18 protein-coding genes and 1 other annotated feature are annotated in these 23,325 nt (G+C 62.9%); of the genes, 3 read left to right on the top strand and 15 right to left on the bottom strand.

What is annotated here, in order from left to right; genetic code table 11:
• Positions 1–33 precede the first annotated feature (33 nt).
• From N0P34_RS03845 to bcsN, 9 genes are all read right to left on the bottom strand, one after another.
• A complete protein-coding gene (locus N0P34_RS03845; protein ID WP_275605697.1) occupies positions 34–831 on the bottom strand; it encodes a transglutaminase family protein in 798 nt (265 codons plus the stop codon).
• Positions 832–837: 6 nt separating this feature from the next.
• A complete protein-coding gene (locus N0P34_RS03840; protein WP_275605696.1) occupies positions 838–1,779 on the bottom strand; it encodes an alpha-E domain-containing protein in 942 nt (313 codons plus the stop codon).
• 20 nt (positions 1,780–1,799) lie between these two features.
• Positions 1,800–3,215 (bottom strand): circularly permuted type 2 ATP-grasp protein, encoded by a 1,416-nt coding sequence (locus N0P34_RS03835; protein WP_275605695.1) that lies wholly within the window; start codon positions 3,213–3,215, stop codon positions 1,800–1,802.
• A gap of 142 nt (positions 3,216–3,357) precedes the next feature.
• A complete protein-coding gene (locus N0P34_RS03830) occupies positions 3,358–4,842 on the bottom strand; it encodes a SulP family inorganic anion transporter (protein ID WP_275605694.1) in 1,485 nt (494 codons plus the stop codon).
• 57 nt (positions 4,843–4,899) lie between these two features.
• Positions 4,900–4,955, bottom strand: a sequence feature (sul1 is cis-regulatory element that is thought to sense ions involved in sulfur or methionine metabolism; They are found in Alphaproteobacteria).
• A gap of 55 nt (positions 4,956–5,010) precedes the next feature.
• Complete coding sequence (locus N0P34_RS03825; protein ID WP_275605693.1) at positions 5,011–7,206, bottom strand: cellulose synthase; 2,196 nt, start codon at positions 7,204–7,206, stop codon at positions 5,011–5,013.
• Complete coding sequence (locus tag N0P34_RS03820; protein ID WP_275605692.1) at positions 7,206–8,210, bottom strand: glycosyl hydrolase family 8; 1,005 nt, start codon at positions 8,208–8,210, stop codon at positions 7,206–7,208. The genes N0P34_RS03825 and N0P34_RS03820 overlap by 1 nt, the downstream gene beginning before the upstream one ends.
• A gap of 38 nt (positions 8,211–8,248) precedes the next feature.
• Positions 8,249–10,474 (bottom strand): cellulose biosynthesis cyclic di-GMP-binding regulatory protein BcsB, encoded by a 2,226-nt coding sequence (locus tag N0P34_RS03815; RefSeq protein WP_275605691.1) that lies wholly within the window; start codon positions 10,472–10,474, stop codon positions 8,249–8,251.
• Positions 10,467–12,638 carry a UDP-forming cellulose synthase catalytic subunit gene (bcsA, locus tag N0P34_RS03810; RefSeq protein WP_275605690.1) on the bottom strand — a complete coding sequence of 724 codons (2,172 nt, stop codon included), beginning with the start codon at positions 12,636–12,638 and terminating at the stop codon, positions 10,467–10,469. The genes N0P34_RS03815 and bcsA overlap by 8 nt, the downstream gene beginning before the upstream one ends.
• Before the next feature lie 18 nt (positions 12,639–12,656).
• Positions 12,657–13,526 (bottom strand): cellulose biosynthesis protein BcsN, encoded by an 870-nt coding sequence (bcsN, locus tag N0P34_RS03805; RefSeq protein ID WP_275605689.1) that lies wholly within the window; start codon positions 13,524–13,526, stop codon positions 12,657–12,659.
• Between the two features lie 254 nt (positions 13,527–13,780).
• Here bcsN and N0P34_RS03800 point away from each other — a divergent pair, with 254 nt between their 5' ends.
• The gene (locus N0P34_RS03800) at positions 13,781–14,509 is read left to right on the top strand and encodes an SDR family oxidoreductase (RefSeq protein ID WP_275605688.1); all 729 of its coding nucleotides are present in this window, start codon (positions 13,781–13,783) and stop codon (positions 14,507–14,509) included.
• Between the two features lie 65 nt (positions 14,510–14,574).
• Here the strand turns inward: N0P34_RS03800 and N0P34_RS03795 are convergent, their stop codons facing one another.
• Both N0P34_RS03795 and N0P34_RS03790 read right to left on the bottom strand, forming a co-directional pair.
• Positions 14,575–15,456, bottom strand: a complete 882-nt coding sequence (locus N0P34_RS03795) for a hypothetical protein (RefSeq protein WP_275605687.1) — start codon at positions 15,454–15,456, stop codon at positions 14,575–14,577.
• A 150-nt stretch (positions 15,457–15,606) separates the two neighbouring features.
• On the bottom strand, positions 15,607–15,891 hold the full coding sequence (locus tag N0P34_RS03790) for a hypothetical protein (RefSeq protein WP_275605686.1): 285 nt from the start codon (positions 15,889–15,891) through the stop codon (positions 15,607–15,609).
• A 205-nt stretch (positions 15,892–16,096) separates the two neighbouring features.
• Between N0P34_RS03790 and N0P34_RS03785 the strand changes: the two genes are divergently transcribed.
• A complete protein-coding gene (locus N0P34_RS03785; RefSeq protein ID WP_275605685.1) occupies positions 16,097–17,044 on the top strand; it encodes a diacylglycerol kinase family protein in 948 nt (315 codons plus the stop codon).
• Complete coding sequence (locus tag N0P34_RS03780) at positions 17,041–17,919, top strand: metallophosphoesterase (protein ID WP_275605684.1); 879 nt, start codon at positions 17,041–17,043, stop codon at positions 17,917–17,919. The genes N0P34_RS03785 and N0P34_RS03780 overlap by 4 nt, the downstream gene beginning before the upstream one ends.
• Here the strand turns inward: N0P34_RS03780 and denD are convergent.
• The 4 genes from denD to ftsH form a co-directional block, all read right to left on the bottom strand.
• A complete protein-coding gene (gene denD, locus N0P34_RS03775; RefSeq protein WP_275605683.1) occupies positions 17,916–18,899 on the bottom strand; it encodes a D-erythronate dehydrogenase in 984 nt (327 codons plus the stop codon). The genes N0P34_RS03780 and denD overlap by 4 nt on opposite strands.
• 116 nt (positions 18,900–19,015) lie before the next feature.
• Positions 19,016–19,771: a hypothetical protein gene (locus N0P34_RS03770; RefSeq protein ID WP_275605682.1), complete on the bottom strand. Its 756-nt coding sequence runs from the start codon at positions 19,769–19,771 to the stop codon at positions 19,016–19,018.
• A gap of 129 nt (positions 19,772–19,900) precedes the next feature.
• Positions 19,901–21,244, bottom strand: coding sequence for a phosphoglucosamine mutase (gene glmM / locus N0P34_RS03765; protein ID WP_275605681.1), 1,344 nt, complete (start codon positions 21,242–21,244; stop codon positions 19,901–19,903).
• Positions 21,245–21,349: 105 nt separating this feature from the next.
• On the bottom strand, positions 21,350–23,278 hold the full coding sequence (gene ftsH, locus N0P34_RS03760) for an ATP-dependent zinc metalloprotease FtsH (protein WP_275605680.1): 1,929 nt from the start codon (positions 23,276–23,278) through the stop codon (positions 21,350–21,352).
• Between the last annotated feature and the right edge of the window lie 47 nt (positions 23,279–23,325).

Here is a 23,325-nt window from a genome sequence, read left to right as displayed (position 1 = left end):
GGCAAATTCCAGATAGGCAGCAAAGAGCAGGGATTACTGCTCCACATTAAGGGCAACGGCAAGCGACTCGGTAGACGATCCACTCCGCAATCCGGTGATCGGCGCGGCCTGGCCATAGTCGAGACCGCACGCGATCCGCACGTATTTTTCGTCGGGCGCGACGCCATTGGCAATATCGAACCCGACCCAGCCCAGATCGTCCACATAGGCCTCGGCCCAAGCATGGGTTGCGGTCTGTTCGGTGCGCCCCTCGATGAGGAGATAGCCCGAGACATAGCGCGCCGGAACGCCGAGCAGGCGCGCCGCGGAGAGGAAGATATGGGCATGATCCTGGCAGACGCCGCTGCCGCTGGCGAGCGCCGCTTCGGCCGGTGTGGCCACGTCGGTCGTGTCGGGAATATAGGCGACGCGGGCCGTGATATCGCCGGACAGCCTGTGGAGGAGATCGAGCCGGTTGGCGATGCCGGAAAGTGGCGCGGCCAATTGCCTGATGGCTTCGCCCGGCTCGGTCAGGCCCGTCTGGCGGTGATAGGTCCAAAGCGGTGGCACCCCGCTCCCGGGCCCGGAGACACCGGCGGTATCGCGGGTTTCCACCTGCCCCACGGCGTGAATGATGATTTCGGCGGTCTGTGGCGTCGAGCGCAGGAGTTCGGTGCGATTGCCGAACGCGTCATTATAGCTGAGCTCGGACTGCGCCCCGGCCACGTCGAGCCGCCAATCATGCACGGTCTGAACGGTTGAACTGGTGGGCCAGAGCCGCAGGCGCTGCACGGCATAGGCCACCGGGGCGTCATAGCGATAGGTCGATGTGTGACTGATGGATAGCAGCACGGGCGATCAATCGAAGTTGTAGGCATGGGCGATGGAAGCACCCAGCCTGTTGTTCTGGGAGATAAAGTCGGTCAGGAATTCGTGCAGGCCATGGTCGAACACATCCTCGATCTGCTTGCCGCGAATGCTCGCCAGCGTGCGGGAAGCCTGTTCGTGACAGCCATGGCGCAGGCCATAGTCCTCGGCCAGAAAATCGAGATTTTCGACGATATTGCGATAGCAGAAGTGCAGCGAGCGCGGCATGCGCCCGTTGAGCATGAGATAGTCGGCGATGTGGGTAGGATTGTACTGGCTGTCATAGACCCAGCGATAGGAGCGATGGGCGGAGACGGAGCGCAGGATCGACTCCCACTGATAATTGTCCATTGTGCCGCCGACATAGGACATGGCCGGCAGGAGGACGTAATATTTAACGTCGAGAATGCGCGAAGTGTTGTCCGCCCGTTCGATAAAGGTGCCGATGCGCGCGAAATTGAAGATCTCGTTGCGCAGCATGGTGCCATGGAAGGCGCCGCGAATGAGCGAGGTTTCGCGCTTGATGGCGTCGAGGAGGCGCGGCAGCTCGCTTTCCTGCAAGGGGCAGTCGAGCGCAGTCTTGAGCGCCATCCAGGCTTCGTTCACGGCCTCCCAGGCATCGCGGGTCAGCGCGGTGCGAACCATGCGGGCATTGAAGCGCGCGGCTTCGATGGAGGCAATGACGCTGGAGGGATTGTCGGGATCACGCAGCAGGAAGTCGGCGACATTGCCGGCCGAATACTGATCATATTTGCCTTGATAGCCGTGCATGGCGCCGGCGGAGAGGACCACAGAGGACCATTCCTCCGACGCATTGGACGTGCGCGTGAGGGCCATGCGCAGGCCGGCATCGACGATGCGCGCCATGTTTTCGGCCCGCTCGATATAGCGATGCATCCAGAACAGGCCATTGGCGGTGCGCCCCAAGAGCATGTGTGCGTTCCTCCCCTGCCCTAATCGTCGAGAACCCAAGTGTCCTTGGTGCCGCCGCCCTGGCTCGAATTGACCACGAGCGATCCCTCGGTCAGCGCCACGCGGGTGAGCCCGCCCGGCGCGATGCGAATACGGTCGGACACGAGCACGAACGGCCTGAGATCAACGTGCCGTGGGGCAAGCCCCGCCTCGGTCAATATGGGTGAGGTGGACAGGGCCAGCGTCGGCTGGGCGATGTAGTTCCCAGGCCGCGCTTTCAGCTTGTCGGCAAAATCGGCCAGTTCCTGGCGCGAGGCGGCAGGCCCTACCAGCATGCCATAGCCGCCCGAACCGTGGACTTCCTTGACCACCAGTTCATCGAGATGCTCGAGCACATATTTGAGGCTGTCCGGCTCGGTGCAGCGATAGGTCGGCACGTTTTCGAGGATGGCGCGGCGCCCGGTGTAGAACTCGATGATTTCGGGCATGTAGGAATAGATCGCCTTGTCATCGGCGATGCCGGTGCCCGGGGCATTGGCGATGGTAATGCGCCCGGCCCGATAGACATCCATGATGCCCGCGACACCCAACGTTGAATCCGGTCGAAACGTCAGCGGGTCGAGATAGGCGTCGTCGACGCGACGATAGAGCACGTCGATGGGTCGGAACCCCTCGGTGGTGCGCATGGCAATGCGCCCATCGGCAATCCGCAGATCGCTGCCCTCGACCAGTTCGACGCCCATCTGGTCGGCGAGGAAGGCATGCTCGAAATAGGCGGAGTTGTGGATCCCCGGCGTCAGCACCGCGATGGTCGGCTTTTCATTCAGCCGATCGGGCGGCGCGACCGCGGCCAGCGACTGGCGCAACAATTGAGGATAGTTTTCGACCTGCTGGACCTTTACCTGCTGGAACAGCTCGGGGAAGAGCTGCAGCATGGTCTCGCGGTTTTCGAGCATGTAGGAGACGCCCGAGGGCGTGCGCGCATTGTCCTCGAGGACGTAAAACTGGTTTTCGGAGGTGCGCACCAGATCGACGCCGATGATGTGGGTATAGACGTTTCGCGGCGGGCGAAACCCGATCATCTCAAGCAGGAATGCGGCGTTGTGGGCGATGAGTTCCTTGGGAATGCGCCCGGCACGGATGATTTCCTGGCGATGATAGATATCGTCGAGGAAAGCGTTGATGGCCATGACGCGCTGTTCGATCCCTTGGGAGAGATAGCGCCATTCGCGGCCGGTGATAATGCGAGGCACGAGATCGAAGGGGATCAGCCGCTCGGCCGCTTCCTCCTCGCCATAGACGGCGAAGGTGATCCCGGTCCTTCGAAAAACGCCCTCGGCGTCGCGGGCCTTTTTCTCCAGGGCCGCAGGCGTTTGTTGGTCGAGCCAGGTTTTTACCGGCGCATAGGGCGACCTGACCTGACCATCGGCGGTAAGCATTTCGTCGAAAGGCGGCACACAAACCTCCGGCTTCTCGGCACCATAAGAGCGCCAAAACCGGTCGCCTGCAAGCGATTGTTCAGATGTTGTGCACTCGGTGTTTCTGCTGACGGATTAGGCGGCGTGCGCTCGGCCCGGGACGGGCCGAGCGGTCAGGGGATCAGTGGCCCAACATGCGCTCGATTGCGCCGGGTTGGTCGTGCACGGCGAATTTGTCCATGATGGTGGCACTGGCTTGATTGAGGCCGATGATCTCGACCTCGGCGCCGGCCCGGCGGAATTTGAGCACGGCGGTGTCGATGGCATTGACGCCGGTCAGATCCCAGAGATGGGCGGCGCTGAGGTCGAGACGCACGTGCTCGAGCGCCTCGACAAAATCCATGGCGGCGAGAAAATCCTCGGCCGTGGCGAAGAAGAGCTGGCCTTCGACCCGGTAGATGCGCAGGGTGCCATCATCGGAAAGCGCGGAGAAGACCCTGAAAATCTGGGCGACCTTCCAGGCAAAGAAAATGCCCGAGAGCAGCACGCCGACGCCAACACCCAGCGCCAGATTGTGGGTGGCCAGAACGGTAGCGACGGTCGCCAGCATGACGACGCTGGAGCGGCGCGGATGGGAGGCGAGGTCGCGCAGAGACCCCCAGTTGAAGGTACCGATGGAGACCATGATCATGATCGCCACGAGCGCCGGCATGGGGATGAGCCCCACCCACTCACCCAGCACGACGAGCAAGAAGAGCAGGATCGCCCCGGCTGCAAAGGTTGAGAGGCGCGTGCGCCCGCCCAGTTTCACATTGATCGTCGACTGGCCGATCATGGCGCAGCCGGCCATGCCGCCAAAGAGGCCGGAGACGAAATTGGCGATGCCCTGGCCGATACTCTCCCGGTTCTTGTCGCTGGTCGTTTCGGTCATCTGGTCGACGATGGAGGCGGTAAGCAGGCTTTCGAGCAGGCCCACCGCCGCCACGGCGATGGAATAGGGCAGGATGATCCAGAAGGTTTCGAGCGTCAGGGGCACATTGGGCAGGACCAATGTGGGCAGCGCGTCCGGCAGCGTGCCGAGATCGGCCACGGAGCGTGTATCGATCCCGAAGGTCAGCGCGATGGCGGTAAGGATAAAGATGCACACCAGCGGCGACGGAATGGACTTCGTTATGCGGGGGAAGAGATAGAGGATGGCAAGGCCCGCCGCGATCATCACATAGCTCTGCCAGGTGACGCCGGTCAGCTCGGGCAATTGCGCCATGAAGATGAGGATGGCCAGCGCATTGACGAAGCCGGTGATCACCGAGCGCGATACAAAGCGCATGACATATCCGACCCGCGCCAGCCCCATGCCGACCTGGATGATGCCGGCCAGAATGGTGGCAGCGAGAAGATAGTCGAGGCCGTGCTCACGCACCAGCGAGCCCATCAGCACCGCCGTGGCGGCCGTTGCGGCCGAGATCATCGCCGGACGTCCGCCTGAAAAGGAGATGACGATAGCGATGATCACCGAGGCATAGAGCCCGACCCTGGGATCGACGCCAGCAATCAACGAAAAACCGATCGCCTCGGGGATCAGCGCCAGGGCGACGACCAGGCCAGACAGGAGATCGCCGCGCACATTGGAAAACCAGTCACGGCGGAGGGTAGACACAAGAATCATCGGGAGGGTCCAGCAATATCTGCGCGGCGCCTATATGGATTGGCACGGCGATGTCTGGATTGTCCGGCGGATCGGCGGCCGGAAGAGCCACCCGGAATTGCACCGGGTCCATGTCGAGTGGGATGAGGTTTGCCAGAACGGGCCGGCAGGTTCAACCCTGCGGCGGCATTATTGGGCGAGCGAGCGGGCGAGCGCGGAGGTCGCGGCGTCTAGCCCGGCAAGGGCCTCGCCATAGCCGGTGGCAGCAACGGCCGAAAAGATGCGCTGGGCTTCGCGATAGCGGCGGAGATGATAATAGCTCCAGGCGCGCAGGGTCAGAAGGTCATTGCGCTCGGCGGCATAATTGGAGCGGGCATCGAGGATGGCGAGCGCCTTGGCATAGTCGCCAATGCCATAGGCGCTGGTGGCCTGCTGGGTGAGGATGGCAACCTCGAGCTCGAGCGCCCGCTGATTGGTCACCGGCGCTGCGGCGGCAGCGACGGCGGCCTCATGCGGCAGGCCGAGCCTAATATAGGCCAGCGACTGGCCGTAAGCCGCGTCCGAGCGCACCCGCTCCGAGCCCGATTGCAGCGCACGGGCGAAATGATCCACCGCCTGGGCAGGACGATTGAGATCCATCAGGCACCAGGCATGGCTGAGGGCGGTCGACGCGGACAGACTCGCCGCCGGCACATAGTCCTGGCAGCTACGGCTGCCGGAGGCTCGCTGGGGAGCCTGCTGGACGCTGAGTTCGCTTGCCACCTGATTGACCGGGCGCGCCGCCTGCACTGGGGCAGAGGGCCGCTGCGCGGCCGCAGCGGGGATGGGCGCCGTGGCGGGAGCCACAGTGGTCGCTGACGTCTTGCCGAAATCCGTGATGCGGGCGGAACGCCCGGCCCACTGGCTGCGGATCGACTCGACCGTCGCAGCATCGCCCAGCGCGTTGGCAGCGACCATCATGCCATAGGCGGCCGGCTCCAGATCGGACTTGAACCGAAGGGCAACGGTAAACCACTCCACCGCGGTCTGCGGCTGCCCGAAGGCATAGGAATACCAGCCCAGCTCCTGGGCCGTATTGGCATCGCGTGCCGACATCGTCGTGTCGACGATGCGTCCGAGCACTGTCTCGCCGATGTTCTTCCGCGGTTCGGTGGCGAGGAGCGCGGCAGCCGCCTGAAGATAGAGCGCGGTCAGCTCTTCGCTCTCGTCCCGGTAGGAGGCCAGCACGGCCTCGGCCTTTTCCCCATCCTGGAGCTGAAGCAGCGTTACGGCCAGCCCTTCGGCGGTTGCTGCGGTAGGGGCGGCATCATGGGCCGTCTGGAACAGCCTGCGGGCTTCATTGGGGCGATCCCGGCCGAGTTCGAAATAGGCGAGAAGCTGGAGATCATCGCCGTTCTTCTCGACAGTGGCCGATTGCTCGAGCAGCGCCAGATCGGCCGGTCCGGGCGCCGGTCCGCCATCGAGCGACGCCGATACGGCGCGACGGGCCAGATCGAGCCGGAGCCCCGCGAACTCGCCCAGTCCCGCCTCGTCGGTGCGCTCCATCTGGAGGAGCGGCTCAAGCTCGGCGCGGGGCAGTTGCTCCATCGCCTTCTGCATGGTGGCGAAGCGTTCCCCGGTATCGGTGCAGTTGGAAAGGACATAGGCATAGGCGTCGACTGAGCGGGAAAGGCTACCCGTTTCCGCAAAGGCCTCGGCCAGCCGCCAGAGATTGTCGACCGAGGCGCAGACCAGCAATTGCGGGCTGTTGGCGGCAATGGTGATAACCGTCTGGTTGTCGCCGGCATCGGAGGCATTGCGCAGGCGCATGGTAGCCTCGCCATTGGCAAGGCTCTGCAGAAGATCAGTCGAGGGCACGAAGCTCGGGTCCGCTGCCTGCTTGGCGGCAATGGCGGCGCGGGCGCCGGCGAAATCGCCGGCGCTGAACATATCCCAGATCGACACGATATCCGGATCGGGAACATAGTCCTGCGACAGCAAATTTGACGGTGGCTCCCAACCCGGATGCAGGGCGCGCAGGCGCTCGATTTCACGCTGGACCCGAACTTCATCGCCCTTTTGCGCAAAATAGCGCAGGGCCGTCTCATCGACGGCGCCGGGGCTTTGCGACGGGGGAGGATTGGCGCTGACCTGGGCGAGCAGCGATTTGACCGCGCCCGAAGGCTGTCCACGCACGACCGGCTCTTCAGCGGCAAGGCCATTGCTGCCCAGCGCGAGCGGCAGGGCCACCATGAAGGGGCGCACGCCCAGAACCGGCTGAGCGAGCTGGGCATCCTGGGCCATGACGGCAAGGGCCGGCGCCGGCATGGCGGCATCCTGGGCGTAAGCGGGCAGCATGGTGCTGCCCAACAGGCTTAGCCCGGCGATATAGGTACTCAGCCGCATTACCAGGGGCCTTTCTCGAGGCAATCAGGCCGATTTCGACGCAGGTGATCGAGCGCCAGCAATTGCAGGGTCGCTGCATAATAGCTGGTTGCCTGCATCTGGGCCAGTTCGGGCGGAATCGGTTTATCGGAGAGCGTGCATTCCATGGCGGCCTGGATCAGCCGATAGCCCGGCTCGGAGATCGGCTCGAGCAGCTCTCCGGTCACCACATCGACCTTGCGCAGGCCCGTTTCATCGGCATTGGCGCGGAAAGGCTGGAGATAGGCTGGGTCGAGGCCCGCCCGCATCAGATAAAGCGGCACCCGAATGCCGTTATATCCGAACTCTGGTGGAAAATTCTCGGCCGGGACGATGCCGTCCCCTTCGAGGACGACCCAGTCCGCAGGTAGGCCGGTCTTCGTTCCAGCGGCGCGCTCCAGCAGGTCAAGCCCGCTTTCGGTGACCGCATTCCAATTGATGGTCGGATCGATCTCGGCAAAGATTGGGATGGTCTCGAACACCCAATAGGATGGGTTGAGCACCACTGCGCCGGTTTCCGGGCTGACAAATCCCACCGCACCCGGCAGGATGACCGGCAGTTCATCGACTGCGACGAGCAGATTGTGTCCGATGGTCCGGACCATGCCTGCGGCGATGTCGGTATAGGCGGGCTGGTCCCAGGCCGCTCCAGCCAGGACCAGGCCATAGGCGATCAATATGTCCCCATCGGTGGCGTTGTTGGGATCGGTGATCTTCGGGTCGGCCTCGGGCTCCCAGCGCCAGGCAGCAAGGCCGTCATGCCGCACCATCAATTCGGTGCGGGTAAAGTCCCAGACGCGCTCAAACGTCGCGCGGTCATCGGCCAGTACGGAAAGGATGAGCCCATAGCCCTGCCCTTCGCTGTGGCTGATGCTGTTATTGGCATAGTCCACCACCCGCCCCGTCTCGCTGATATAGGCGGTGCGATAGCTCTCCCATTCTTGCGGGAGGATGGTGGAAGCGGAAACGGGAACGGGTGGGATCATGAGCGTTGCCGCAAGTGCCACTCCCAGAACATTACAATTCATTGCCGGCGTCCAAGCTGTTTGAGCATGAGAGAGGTTGCTGTCATCAGCAGAACGCACGCCGCCGCGATCAGTGCGGTGAACATCAAGATATTGGCGGAAAACCAATTGGCGGCCACGAGCCGGAGATTGGCGGGCGAGAAAGAGGTGACATTGAGCACCGGATTGGCGGCCGATGTGGCCGTAATGGTCTGGTCGGTGGGAGCGATCGTGCTGACGCGGCCATTGATCTCGCGCCAATGCCGGGTTTCGATCAACTGGTTCACCCCGGAAACCAGGCGCCCGCCATCGGGCGCGGTCAGGACCGTCCAGAGCCCGCCCTCAGGCTGGCGCGCCTGCGACAGTGCCACGGAAGTGGCAATGGAAATGGCCTGGTCCCGTTCGGGTACTATGCGCAAATCTCCCAATTGCAGCCCGACGCGATCAAGAAACCACGCGACCGGGCCCGGCAGCGGGTTGGCAACCGAGCCGGAGGCAAACTGGTCGAGCACTGTGGAGTCGCGCCCTGTCGAGCCGAAGCGTCCATCGGTGAGCCCGGCGCGCGACAGGATATCAGGCGCCAGCGCAGAGGCCGGCTTGACGACGAAGCCGTTGCGATCCGGGGGCAATTGCGTTTCGGCCACGACCGAAAGTGGCGTAACCAGACCAGAAGCCGTGGCAATCCGGGCCGCCAGAGTGAGCGCGGCAATCTCGGATTCCCTGTCCTGCCCGACGACGATGGGCACATCCTGTTCCAGGGCATAGGGCCAGGCCGCACCGGTTAGCAGGCGCAGATCCGGCAGCGCTGCGGCGCGGGCATAGTCGGGCAGGCGCAGTTCCGAGCTACCCGAAAAGACAAAGCGCGTCGGCGCTTGTCCGGTCCAGCCGGCCACGCAGGAGGCGTCCGAACGGGTGTTGAGATTGACGGCAATATCGACCTCGTTTCGCCCCGGCCGCAGATTGGTCATCGGCACGCGGATAATCGTATTGCGCAGCAAACCGCCATCGGTCTGCAGCAATGGCGTTGCCGAGGCGATCTGACCATTGGTGTAGATGTCGATCTCGCTGCCTGGCTGCACATCGGACGAATAGGCCGCGTCGAGGACAAGCTCGGCATTGCCGTAGCGATAGGCGTAGAAATCGGGCGGCAGTTCGAATTGGAAGCGCGTGGTGAAGCGTCTCCCGTTGAACTCCACCGTGCCTGCGCCCACCGAAGAGAGTTCGACCTGTGCACCGCCTTCGAGCAGGGGCGCGCCATAGCCCAGATCGACACGCGGCCGCGAGGCTGGTGCGGCGGCGAGGACTTCGGCGCCGGTGCGCGCAATATTGCTCCAATCGGGTCCCGACAACACAAGTGTGGGCATGCCGCCATCGAGCACGGCCATGGTGGCCAGCGGCCCGGAGCCGGCCGCCCCGCGCATCTCGGCCAATTCTTCAGGCAATGATGCCGCGGTGCCGATGACGACGTCGAGGACGCCGGGCTCCGCTGCGGAGGAAAGTGCGTCCACGACTTCAATGCGCGGGTCGGCGACGCGCAGGGCAATGGCCACCTGTTGGACGAGGCGCAGCGCGGCACTCATCGTCTGCGGATCATTGAGGCCCGGCGCGAAAAGGCGCAATCGCGTCTGCCCGTCTGCGCCGACGCCGACCGCCGAGACATCGGCAAGCTGGGTTATCCGCCCGGCATCGGGGTCCTGGAAGGTGAGCTGCAGCCCCTCGGCCGCGAGATCCGTCCACAATTCATAGGTGGATTGAATAGTGCAGTCGGTCCGGTGTCGCTGGGAGGCGTGGATTTCGATGATATTGGCGCCGGCTCGCAAGAGGCCGGCAGGGATGTCGACGCTCACAGCGCCCGGTGCCGAGGCGGCAGCGATCGGGGTGCGGGAAACGCTCGTCTGATTGATCGAAAAATTGAGGCTGGAATATTCCGGCGCCACAACAACCGCGTTGAGATAGCTCAGCTGCAGGCGCGCCTGACTCTGGGCCTCCGCCTCGGTCAGGTAGAAGACGATCGCGTGTCGGCTCTCTTCCCCGGCGAGGCGCACGCTGGGCGTCGGCAGGAGAAAACGCGAATGCCCAGCTGGAGCAGGCTCGGGGATTGTCTCGACAGGCAAGGGCACGGAAGGGGTCGGAGCCGGCTCGACCAGATCACTCTCGGGCGTCATGTCGAACGGAGCAGGCTGTGCCATGGCCGGCACCATCGCCACGGACATCAGCAGACCGGCAAGCCAAACGCGATCAATCATGGGCGCCGCTCCTCTTCGAGCCAAAGCGCAGGAGATATCCGAGGCCTCTTCCCGTCTGGTAGAGCGCGACGCCAAGGAAGCGGACAGTACCGCGCAGAATGCCGATATTGACCTGGCGAGATTGTTGGCGCTGCAGCCATGTGGCCGAGTTGGCGTAGAGAAGGTCGGCAATGAGGCGATAGTCCTGCCCGCGCTGGGGTGTGAAGCGACAGCCGAGCACCGCACCCTTGTCCTCCGACCCCGTGGAACGCACGGCAACAGGCATTTCATTGCCCCCCGTGTCGGATTGCGGGGTGAAGCGGATCAGCGTGGAGGCGCCGCGGGCAAGCCCCAGGGGGCCTCCCGGCAGGCGCATGGCCAAGCCACCACTCGAAACGTTGACGATGACACCCTTGGCCCAATTGCCGTCAGCGCCGCGCACTTCGCAACGGCGCTCGACATTGACCCGGCGGCTGGACCGCACTTCGCGCCGCTCGGAAACCACGCCCAGGGCGCAGCCGGCAAGGATCAGGTTGAAGATGTTCCATCCGCCCACCACCATGGTGATTTCGGCCTGGTAGGGCTCGTTGAAGACCTTGAAGATCGTCATGCCGACAGTGAGCACGAGCAGCAGGAAGATGATGTAGAAGGGCCGCGCCAGCTCCGAGAGGCGTGAAATGTCGACGCTCTCGTCCTTTGCCGTCACATTGAACGTGGGCTTGGACGGGTTGCGCAGCACCGAGAGAATGGCGCCGAGCAGGTGTACCGACTGGATATATTCGTAGAGTTCCGAGATCCACGGCCAGCGCCAGCGCCCAAAGAGCGAGTTCTGCATGACCAGGTTCACGACGAAATAGGTCAGCGTATAGGCCGCGAACTCACCGCCCGAAGCGGTAAAGATCTGCAGATCGAAGAAGAGATAGAACAGCGGCGCAAAGAGAAAGATGATGCGCGGCAGTGGAAACAGCCAGAACATCGTCGAAGAGAGATAGGCGAGGCGCTGTGCGGCGCGCAGGCCCGGCTTGAACAGCGGAAAACTGAACAGCATGATCTGCATCATGCCCTGTGCCCATCGGCTGCGCTGGCCGATAAAGCTTGCAAATGTCGCCGGCTGAAGTCCCGCCACCAGCGGGCGGTCGACATAGATCGAGTTCCAGCCCCGGCTGTGCAGCTCGAGCGCGGTCTCGCAATCCTCGGTGATGCTGCGACCCGCAAAGCCATTGGTCACTTCGAGCGCCTCGCGGCGCAGCAGGGCCGCAGAGCCGCAGAAGAACGCCGCATTCCAGCGATCGAGCCCGCGCTGGATGATGCCGTAGAACATCTCGTTTTCCGAAGGCATGACTTCGAAAGTGCGCAGATTGCGCTCGAGCGGATCGGGATTGAGGAAGAAGTGCGGGGTCTGCACGAGGAAGAGGCGATGGTCCCTGGCGAAATAGGGAACGGTTTCCTGAAGGAAATCGCGGGCCGGCGCATGGTCGGCGTCAAACACGGCGACGAACTCGCCGGAGGAATGGGCCAGGCCATTGTTGAGATTGCCGGCCTTGGCATGCTCGTTGCGCGCACGCGTCAGATAGTGGCACCCCAACTCGTCGCAGAGCTGGCGCAATTGGTCATACCGCTCTTGGGCAACGACGGCGGCCTCTGCGTCCGAGCTGTTGCGCTTGGCCTCGGTGGCGCCGTCGTCGAGCAGCCAGACCTTGAACCGGTCCACCGGATAGTCGATTGCCTTGGCTGCGGCGAGCGTGCCGGCCAAAAGGTCATAATCCTCGTTATAGGTCGGGATGAAGACATCCACGAAGGGCACCGGATCGTCCGGGCGCAATCGGACCGAGGGACGCGGGGGAATGGGCCGGATAACCACGAACAGGCTGAGGAACAGCATGAGAATGCAGTACATCTCGGCAAGGTAGAGGATCAGCCCCGGGATGAAGTCGGCCCATTGCTCGATCGGGGGAATGGTGCTCGTCGTGCGCCAGAACGCATAGCGCAGCACGATGACCGTGCCGAACGTCAACAGCAGCAGGCGCCAATTGCCGTCAAGCCGCAGCAACTTGATCCCCGCCATGGCCAGGATGAACAGCACCGCCATGACCAGGTGCACCTGCAGGCTCACCGGAATGGTGATGATGACCAGCATGGCAAGGGACATAGCCAGCCAGATGAGGATCGTCAGCGCTTTCGACATATTCGCTCCCGTGGCGGCCTAGTCGCCGGAGGAAGGCGGCGAAGGAATAGTGACATTGCCCGAGGGCGGTCTGGGGACAACCGGTCCTGTCCCGGTCGCCGTGCCGGTCGGCGAGGGCACGATCGGCGCACCTGCCGGCGGCGGCGCTACCGTGACCGGTGTTGTTGCCGTGGTGACAACGGTTTGCGTTCTGCGCGGCTGCGGGGCTGCCGCCGGGGCCGAGGGAATGACCTCGCTGAACCCTGCGGCCCCGATGGGACGCACTGGAATACCGATGCGCCCGATTGCGGCGGGCGCCGCATTTGGCGGGAACACCGCGGCATTGAGCCGGAGCTTGTACATGATCTCGAGCAGGCTTTGTTCGCTGGCGCCCCGGCGGCAAAGCTGCAGACGGATATTGATGGTGCCACGATCCACGGCACCCGAAGGCTTTAGCGTGGGACTGATGCGCTGCCAAGCATAGATGCAGGTATCCCCTGTTGCCGGCTTGCCGATGGCATAGCCGAAGGGTCCATAGGCGTTCTGCACATAGTATGGCGAAACCGCCATGCCCGTGCCGGGCCAGGCCGCAAGGGCCTCCTCGGTCAAATTGACCTGGGTAAACGGTATGTCGCGCAGGCGCGCATCGCTGCCATCGCCACCTTTTGCAGTGAAGCGCACAATGCTGATCTTGTTCTCGCCCGGGGTCCGCGCATTGGTGGCCAGGGAGATGTCCTGCCGGACGGCGTTGGGAAAAGTGGTCGAGGCAACAGTCACGATCCCCGGACCGCCGGGGGGCGGGATGATGAGGGCATCGGCTGGCGTGATGATGCGTGCTTCACTGACGGGCGCATCGCTGGTGGTGGCGCAGGCGCCGAGCAGGCTTGCAAGCGCCAGCGTCCCCAGCACCTTTAGGGCCCACCGCCCGCTTCGTGGCGTGTGAACTGATATCACAGACAAAACTGCCCTTTGCGCTCGCATATTAACAAAGGTTTAGAGCCTTTGCGGTCTCCCCAAAGGTCGATGAAGAGTGTTAATCGGCGGTTAACGAGCGGCCCTTGGTAATTGCGAATTGCAAGATTCAACCGCATTGTGATCGGCCTTTGAGTATTACCATGCGTGTCGACCCCGCCTAGGCCCATGTCGAATGCAGATGGAGGAGTGTGTTGTCCGTGCACGATAAGATCGCGGTTGTTACCGGCGCTGCGTCGGGGATTGGATTGGCAACGACGAAGGCCCTGCTTGCGGAAGGGGCCATGGTGGTGCTCGTGGATCGCAACGAGACCGCGCTTGCGGCCCTGACGGCGGAGCTCGGCGAGAGGGCCATTGCCCAGGTCACCGACCTCCTCGATCTCCAAAGCTGCAATGCCATGGTGCCGGAAATTCTCGACAAGGTCAGCCATATCGACATCCTGCATTGCAACGCAGGCGTCTATATCGGCGGAGATCTCACCGAGACCACGCCCGAAGCCATCGACCGCATGCTCAATCTCAATGTCAACGCGGTGATGAAGAACGTTCATGCCGTTGTGCCCCACATGATCGCGCGCAGGACGGGAGACATCCTTGTCACCTGCTCGGTGGCCGGGCACTTCCCCACCTATTGGGAACCGGTCTACTCCGGCTCGAAATGGGCGATCACCAGTTTCGTGCAGGGCATGCGCCGACAGATGATCCCCCATGGCGTTCGGGTGGCACAGATTTCGCCTGGCCCGGTCGTCTCCGCCCTGCTCGCCGACTGGCCGGAGGAAAATCTGCGCAAGGCGCGGGAAGCGGGTGGGCTGATCGAGCCGGAAGATGTCGCCGAAGCCATTCTCTTCATGCTCACGCGGCGCCGGAGCGTGACCATCCGCGACATGATCATCCTGCCCAGCAATTTCGACCGAGTCTGACCTCACGCAAAAGCAGACCGGCCACCAGGGTGGTGACCGGTCCGCCACGGCCTGACCGGGGCAGGTCAGAACACGTAGACTGTGAGCGTCGTGCCGCTGGCCTGAACCCCCAGCACCTGGCCGGGCTGATAATTGCCCCGGCTGAGGGCGGCATTGATGAGCGCATCCGAAGAGACCGCGCCGATCATGCGGTGATACTCACTGTTGCCGGCCAGCCAGCTCGAGACTTGGCGACGCAGATCCGAGCAGACCCGGATCGGGACGAGCTGGATGTTGGTTGCCCGGTTCCAGCCCCTGAGACGCGTCGACTGGAAAAGCCCGATCAGCTGGTTGGGATTGACCCCGGTGCAGGATTGGCCGGCAGTGAAGCTTGGGCTGGACGAGCCACCCGAGGAAAGCCAGGTACCGCCATTGCCGCCGCCGGAGCCGCCACCCGAGCCGCCGCCACCGCCAGAACCGCCACCGCCGCCATTGCCGCCGCCGGATCCACCACCGCCGCCGCCACCTGTGCCGCCACCGCCACCTGTGCTGCCGCCGCCGAGGCCCAGGCCGACATCGATCAAGCCGTTCTTGCCGCCGACATTGACATTGGCGTCAAGCAGTCCCCCAACGCCCGCACTCACATCGAGCAGGCCCTTGCTGCCGCCCAGCGACACATTTGCGTCGACCAGGGAGCTGGCGCCACCAATATTGACGTCCAGCAGATTTCCGTCGCCACCCAGCAGGCCGAGATTGACGAGGCCCGAAGAACCGGCGCTGCCGCTTCCCAGAGTGACCAGCCCGCCATCCCCGAGAAGCCCGCCTTCCGAGCCGCCGGTGAGGCCGCCAAGCAGACCACCGCCGCCATCCCCGCCAAGTACGCCCCCGAGAAGCCCTTCAGCCTGGGCCACATTGGGCGACAAGAATACGGAGCACATTAGCACAAGAGCAAATTTTATCTTTTTCATGATGACTACCTCCTGGAACAATTACTATTGCCGTCCTGGAGATCGTCCCGCTTTTCTCGATGCATCGTAATTGTGGTATACGCGTATATATTGGCCTTTTGAAACAGATGGTTATTCAACCAATAATATCAGATAAAATTGTATTCAACTCTATACTTCCTCAAACATCTTCATATCGGGAAACATTTCTGGCCAATAGGCGCCAGGTTCTATCACGACATAAACATCTGCATCATCCGGCAACTGCGCCATGAGGCGGCAGATGACGAGAACCAGGTCGTGCGGAGAAGGATCGTTCGGCACGCGTCGCTCCAGCGTGCCATCGGGGCAGTGCTCGATAATACCTGCGCACAGCTCGTCACGCGCAGTAAAGAGCAAGAGGGCCATCTGGCCCGGCGGGATCTGCGTCTCCGCAACTCGGACATAAGCGGTCATTCGGCACCTGAACTGGAAAGCGGTTTCGTCAGGAGCATCCTGGCGCAGCCGCCCTTTGATCCCGCTTGCCCACGCCGCCCGCAAAGCTACGGAGCATCTCGGGGGATATACGGATGTTGCCGCTGAGAGCACTCCGCATGACCGGCCTGAACCATCTGGCGGACGGATCGTTAGACTGAAGTGTCCTCCAGACAGGATTGCTTGCGTGCAACAGACCCACTGCCATATCCTGCTCAATGCCAAGGCCGGCACGGCCAACGCCTTGTCCATCTCCGGGGCGGACCTTGCTGCAAAGCTGGCCGAGCGGGGCCTCATCGCCGAGATCGACGAAAACACGGACCGTCCGATGTCGGAAAGGCTGATCCGGGCCGCCACCAGCGCGGCGCCCATCGTGGTGGCGGCGGGAGGGGATGGCACGATCACAGCTCTCGCCAATTCCATTCTCGGGTCCGACAAGAAGCTCGGCATCCTGCCCCTGGGCACGGTCAATGCCCTCGCCAAGGATCTCAACATCCCCCTCGAGCTCGACCTGGCAATCGATGTGCTGGCGAGCCAGAATTGCCGCACGATCGATGTGGGACGCGTCGACGGACGAATATTTCTGCACAAGGTCGTCGTCGGCGTTGTCCCAGAACTGGCGGCGGGGCGCGAGCACATCAGGGGACGTACCGATTTCCGTGCCAAATGGGGCTTCTTCCTCTTTATCCTGAGGCGCCTGGCCCGGACACGACGTTTCGCAGTTGCCATGGATCTCGGCGATGGAAACGTCCGGATCGAGCGCGTTCAGGCGCTTGCCGTCGCCAGCAATGCCTATGAGCAGGGCGTGGGCCGGATTTTCTCGCGGCAGCGCCTCGATGAGGGCAGCCTCTACGTCTACCTTCTGAGTCACCTCAATATTCGCGATTTTTTCCGCCTCTGGGGAGGCATGATCATGGGGACCTGGCAGAACGATTCCGAGCTGACCATCCTCAAGACGCGGCAGGTGACCCTGACGACCCATAAGAAAGCAATGAATGTGATGTTTGACGGTGAAGTGGAAAAACTTGAGACGCCCATGACCTTCGAGGTCCTGCCCGCCGCGCTCTGCGTCATAGCCCCGGCATCCGTGCTTCCCGATACCCCTGCGGCGGATCCGGACAAGGTGGCGCTATGAAGTTCGTACACCTCTCTGATCTGCATTTCGGCCATCATGATCCTGCAGCCGCCGAGACCCTTGCCGCTGACATTGAAAGTCTCACTCCCGACCTCATCGTCATCAGCGGCGACTTCACTCAAGTCGGCACCAAGGCTGAGTTCGAGCAGGCCCGCGCCTTTCTCGACACGCTAAGCGCCCCGGTATTTGCCGTGCCGGGCAATCACGACGTGCCGGCTATCAATATTTTCCGGCGGTTCTTCAACCCCTATGGCCTCTACCGTCGATATATCGCGAGGGATACCGAGCCCTTTCTCGAGATGAACGGCGTGGCGTTCCTGGGCATGCGCACGTCCCGTCGCGCCCGGCTGGAATGGAATTGGGGCCACGGCACCATTTCCCGCAGCCAGCTCGAGGACCTTGAGGAACGCTTCGCCCAGGCCTCCCCCGATGCAGTGCGCGTGATCGTGGCCCATCATCCGGTTCTCTTCCCCACCGAGCCGATGATGCAGAAGACAAAACGCGTGAAACGGGCGGACGAGGCGCTGGCCACTTTCGCGCGCCTTGGCGTGCGCCTGGTGCTATCGGGCCATTTCCACCTCTCCTATGTGCGCAAGCACGAGGCACCCGACACGATTACCGCCGGCGAACCCGTGGGCCTGCGCAAATCGGCTGTCGCACCGATCCTCGTCGCCCAGGCCTCCTCGACGATTTCGACACGGCTGCGGGGCGAGGCGAATTCCTACAATCTCGTCCATGTAACGCCGGACGAAATCATCATCGATGTGCGCGACTGGACCGGGGCCGGTTGGGTGACGCGGGTACGCGAGAGCGAGCCGGCGCCAGCGCCGGCCGAGCCGATCGGCCTGGTCGAACCGGGCGCCGGGGAACTCTAGCCGAGCCTTCCGCCCATCTCGTCCTCGATATGGGCGCGAATGATCTCGTCGAAGCTCTTCTCGGCGGCAAAGCCGAGGGCCAGCGCCCGTTTGGCCGAAAAAGCCTGTGGCCAGCCGGCGACGATGCCTGCGATGACCGCATCGGGCTCGTGACGGATCAGCGCAACAGCTTGCTCGCCCGCGACGCGCCGCAGAGCCGCAATCTCCTCGCCCACAGTGGCCGCGAGCCCGGGCATGGTCAGGCTGCGGCGCTGGCCAAGCGGCGCACTGTCCATCTCGGCGGCATGCAGCAGGAAATTGACCGCGGCACGCGGACTGGCAAACCAGTGCCGCACATCCTCCGACACGGGGAGGACGGCCTCCATACCCGCCAAAGGCTCGCGGATGATGCCTGAAAAAAAGCCCGACGCGGCCTTGTTGGGCTTGCCGGGTCGAATGGCGATGGTGGGCAGGCGGATGCCGATGCCGTCGACGAAGCCGCGGCGGGAATAGTCTGCGAGCAGCAGCTCGCCAATGGCCTTCTGCGTGCCATAGCTGGTGAGCGGGGTCAGCGCCTGCTCGTCTGGAATTTCGGCCGGCAGAGGTTCACCGAAGACAGCTATGGACGAGGTGAAAACGAGGCGCGGGCGATAGGCTCCCCCCTGCCCTGCCTGCCGTATCGCCTCGAGCAGGAAGCGCGTGCCATCGAGATTGATCCGGTAACCCTTGTCGAAATCCGCCTCTGCTTCGCCCGAGACAATGGCTGCGAGGTGAAAGATGACATCTGGCCGGTCGGCGAGCAGCGTCTCGGCGGTGCCGGGAGCGGAGAGATCGGCTGCAATGGTCCTGGCCGATGGAAAACCGGCAGGGGCTTCGGGTGTCACGATGTCGACCAGCGTCATCCCATCGATGTCCTGCTGGCCGACATGGCCGCGCCGGACCAACGCACCCACCAGTTTGCGCCCGATCATGCCGGCCGCACCGATCACCAAAATCTTCATGCGTTTCCTCCTGTTGGGGGAAACAAGCATCGCAGCACACTGATGTCCATGGGCCGCCACCAAGAAAAAGGCGCGACCCGGGGGCCGCGCCTTTTACGAAAGAGGTTGGAAACCGATCAGTTGAAGCGATAGCGCACTGTGCCGCGGACTTCATGCAGCCAGTTGTTCTCGGTCCAGGCCGTATCCAGAATGGCAGCGCTGTTGCTGATCTTGTTGATGTAGACGCCGCGATAGCCCAGATCGGCCACCACGGTGCCGAAATCGTAGCCCACGCCGACCATGCCGGCAGCGGCCAGCGAGGTGTTCTGGCCCGAGGGCACCGTCGGGCCGCCAACCGGACCCTGGACGGAGATATCGTTGAACGCAGCGCCGATACCGGCACCGACATAACCAAAGGCACCGCCTGCGGCGCCATAGCCGTAATTGCCGCCAAAGGAGAAATCGTAATAGGCGTTGGCGAGCGCAATGGTGGAGCGAAGGGTGGTCTTGTAATCCCCGGCGCGCCAGCCCGCGCTGGCCGGATGCGTGGCCGTGAGGCCGGAATTGTTGACCAGGTCGACGGTCGCGTCGAAGCGCAGGCCCGTACCGGTTTCATAGCCGAAGCCCGCACCGACGCTGTAGCCATAGCCCCAAGCCGTCACCGGAACGGCAATCTGGACCGGACCACACGCGAAGCAATCCCAGGCGTAGGCTTCCTTGCTCCAGAGTGCGTTGCCCGCCGCGCTACCACGAAGGTAAAACGAGCCCGAAACGCCGTAGTCGACATCGGGAACGTCAATCACGGGTGGATAGAAAGGCATGTCCGCGGCAAGTGCCGGGACGGCTGCTAGGACGGCGCCAGCCGCCAGGAACGCAGCGGAGAGCTTGCGCATGGGTTCAGTCCTCTAGTTGCCACAAGAGCAGTCAATTTCGAGCGACTATCGACCAACTTTATTAAAGCGCGCTTAACCCTAAAGATTAACTGTGTCCGGGCGCACCCGGACACAATTGAAAATGGTCAATTAGCCAATTGCGCGTATGGCGGCCTCGACCTGGCCCACAGCGGTCTGCACGAGATCGGCATCGTCGGCTTCGCCCATGACCCGGATCACAGGCTCGGTGCCGGACGGGCGAACGACGAGCCGCCCCCCGCTGCCAAGCGACGCCTCGGCATCGGCGATGGCCTGCTTGACCCGCTTGTCCTCAAGCGGCTTGCCGGCCTTGAAGCGGACGCTCCGCAGCAATTGCGGGACCTTTTCGAAGCGGGTGCAGATTTCCGAGACCGGCCGGTTCTGCTGCTGCAGCACCGCCAGCAATTGCAGTGCGGCGACAAGCCCGTCGCCGGTGGTGGTAAAATCGGAGAGGATGATGTGGCCGGACTGTTCGCCGCCGACATTGAAACCCTTGGACCGCATGGCTTCGAGCACATAACGGTCACCGACCTGGGTGCGTTCGAGCGTCAGGCCCAGGCCACCGAGATAGCGTTCCAGCCCCAGATTGCTCATGATGGTGGCGACGATGCCGCCGCCCAGCAGCATTTCGCGTTCGAGCCAGCTATGGGCGATGACGGCCATGAACTGGTCGCCATCGACGACATTGCCCTTCTCGTCGATGATGATGACCCGGTCGGCGTCGCCATCGAGTGCGATGCCGAGATCGGCGCGCACCTCCTTGACCTTAGCCGAGACGGCCTCAGGGGCAGTTGAGCCGACCTTGTAATTGATATTGTAGCCGTTCGGTTCGTCACCGATGGCGATCACCTCGGCACCCAACTCCCACAAGGTCATCGGAGCGACCTTGTAGGCTGCACCATTGGCGCAATCGAGCACGATGCGCAGGCCGGTGAGATCGATATTTCGCGGCAGGGTGCGCTTGGCATATTCCACATAGCGCGTGCGGGCTTCGTCGTCGCGATAGGCACGGCCGATATTCATGCCATGGGCAAGGAGCTTGGAGGTGTCGCTTTCCATCAGCCGCTCGATCTCGCCCTCGAGCTCGTCGCTGAGCTTGTAACCGTCCGGCCGGAAGAACTTTATCCCGTTATCATCATAGGGATTGTGCGAGGCCGAAATCATCACGCCAAGATCGGCGCGGAGCGAGCGGGTGAGCATGGCGACGGCGGGCGTCGGCATGGGCCCGAGGAAATAGACGTCCATGCCGACGGCGGTAAATCCGGCCGCCAGCGCGCTCTCCAGCATATAGCCGGAGCGTCGCGTATCCTTGCCGATAACCACCCGGTTGCGGTGATCGCCACGCACGAACTTGGTTCCCGCGGCCATGCCGACTTTCATGGCCAGCTCCGGGGTCAGCTTCTCGCCATTGGCAAGGCCCCGAATGCCGTCGGTACCGAAATATTTCCTGGCCATGAGATGCGTTCTCCGAAAGCTGATCTATGCCGCTCTTATCAGTTCATTCGACATAGCGCAGCGGCGCGCTACGAAAAAGGGCCACTCGAGAGTGACCCTTAATTCTTAGCTTTCCGGCTGGGGTTCCAACCCCGGCTCCGGCGGCGCATCGGGACGCTTCTTGTCCACCTTACCGGCCGTCGGCACGCCCGAAGCCTTCGGTGCTGCCGGACCGTCGTCCGGGCGCGTCGGCTGCTTGCCATCCATCAGGGCGCGCAATTCGTCGCCGGTAAGGGTCTCGAATTCGAGCAGGGCCTGGGCAATCGCCTCCCACTGGTCGTGGTAGGTGGTCAGGATTTCGCGGGCCGAAGCTTCGCCATCCTCGATCAATTTGCGCACTTCCTGGTCGATGATCCGCGCCGTGTCGTCAGACATGTGCTGGGACTGGGTAACCGAGTGACCGAGGAAAACCTCCTGGTCATTGGACTTGTAGCGGACGCGGCCGAGCTTTTCGCTCATGCCCCATTCCATCACCATCGAGCGGGCGAGGCTGGTAGCCATCTGGATGTCGCCCGAAGCACCCGAAGTGACCTTTGCCGGACCAAACTTGATGATCTCGGCCTCGCGGCCGCCAAACAGCATGGTCAGGCGGGCAAGGGCCTTTTCGCGGCTGAAAGAATAACTGTCCGTCTCCGGCAGGGTCATCACCATGCCCAAGGCACGCCCGCGCGGAATGATGGTGGCCTTGTGGATCGGATCGATACCCGCAACCTTGAGCGCGATGATGGCGTGACCGGCTTCGTGGTAGGCGGTCAGCTTCTTCTCGTCATCGGTCATGGCCATGGTGCGGCGCTCGGCGCCCATCATGATCTTGTCCTTGGCGTCTTCGAATTCCTGATGGGTAACGAAGCGCTTGTTCCTGCGCGCCGCCATCAGGGCCGCCTCGTTGACGAGGTTCATCAGATCGGCGCCGGAGAAACCCGGTGTGCCGCGCGCCAGAACCTTGAGATCGACGTCAGGAGCCAGTGGCACCTTGCGCACATGCACCTTGAGCACTTTTTCGCGACCGGCAACGTCCGGGTTCGGCACGACGACCTGGCGGTCGAAGCGACCGGGACGCAGCAGTGCAGGATCGAGCACGTCCGGACGGTTGGTCGCGGCGATCAGGATGATGCCTTCATTGGCCTCAAAGCCGTCCATCTCGACGAGGAGCTGGTTGAGGGTCTGTTCGCGTTCGTCGTTACCGCCGCCAAGACCGGCGCCACGCTGGCGACCGACGGCGTCGATTTCGTCGATGAAGATGATACAGGGCGCGTTCTTCTTGGCCTGTTCGAACATGTCGCGGACGCGCGAGGCACCCACGCCGACGAACATTTCAACGAAGTCGGAACCCGAAATTGTGAAGAACGGCACATTGGCTTCGCCGGCCACCGAACGGGCCAGAAGCGTCTTACCGGTACCCGGAGGGCCGACGAGCAGCACACCGCGCGGAATACGACCACCGAGGCGCTGGAACTTGCCGGGATCGCGAAGGAATTCGACGATTTCCTCGAGATCCTGCTTGGCTTCGTCCACGCCCGCAACGTCCTCGAACGTCACCTTGCCCTGGGTTTCGGTCAAGAGCTTGGCGCGCGACTTGCCAAATCCCATCGCGCCACCGCGGCCGCCACCCTGCATCTGCCGGATGAAGAAGAACCACACGCCGATAATGACGATGAAGGGCAACCAGCTCGAGAGCAGGATCGACCAGAACGGGCTCGATTCCGGGGCGCGCGCCGTGATCGACACATTGCGGTCCTCGAGGCGCGAGATGATCTCTGCGCCGTCGGGCAAGGTTGTCTCAAAGCGGCTGCCGTCATTGAGGACGCCGGACACGACATTATTGGTGATGGTCACGCTGGAAACGCGACCGCCCTCCACGTCTGTGACGAACTGGCTGTAGCTTTTTTCGGCGACGGAAATCGACCGCGTGGATGACTGGAAGACCTGGAACAGGCCCATCAGCATGAAGAGTATGACCAGCCAGATGGCAAAGTTGCGGAAATTTCCGTTCATCAATCCTGTCCCGGAGGGGTGCCGGCGCAATGCGCGGCAGCATGGGG

This window comes from Devosia sp. FJ2-5-3 (assembly GCF_029201545.1).
Taxonomy (GTDB): Bacteria; Pseudomonadota; Alphaproteobacteria; order Rhizobiales; family Devosiaceae; genus Devosia.
This window is presented reverse-complemented; position numbering and strand designations above follow the sequence as displayed.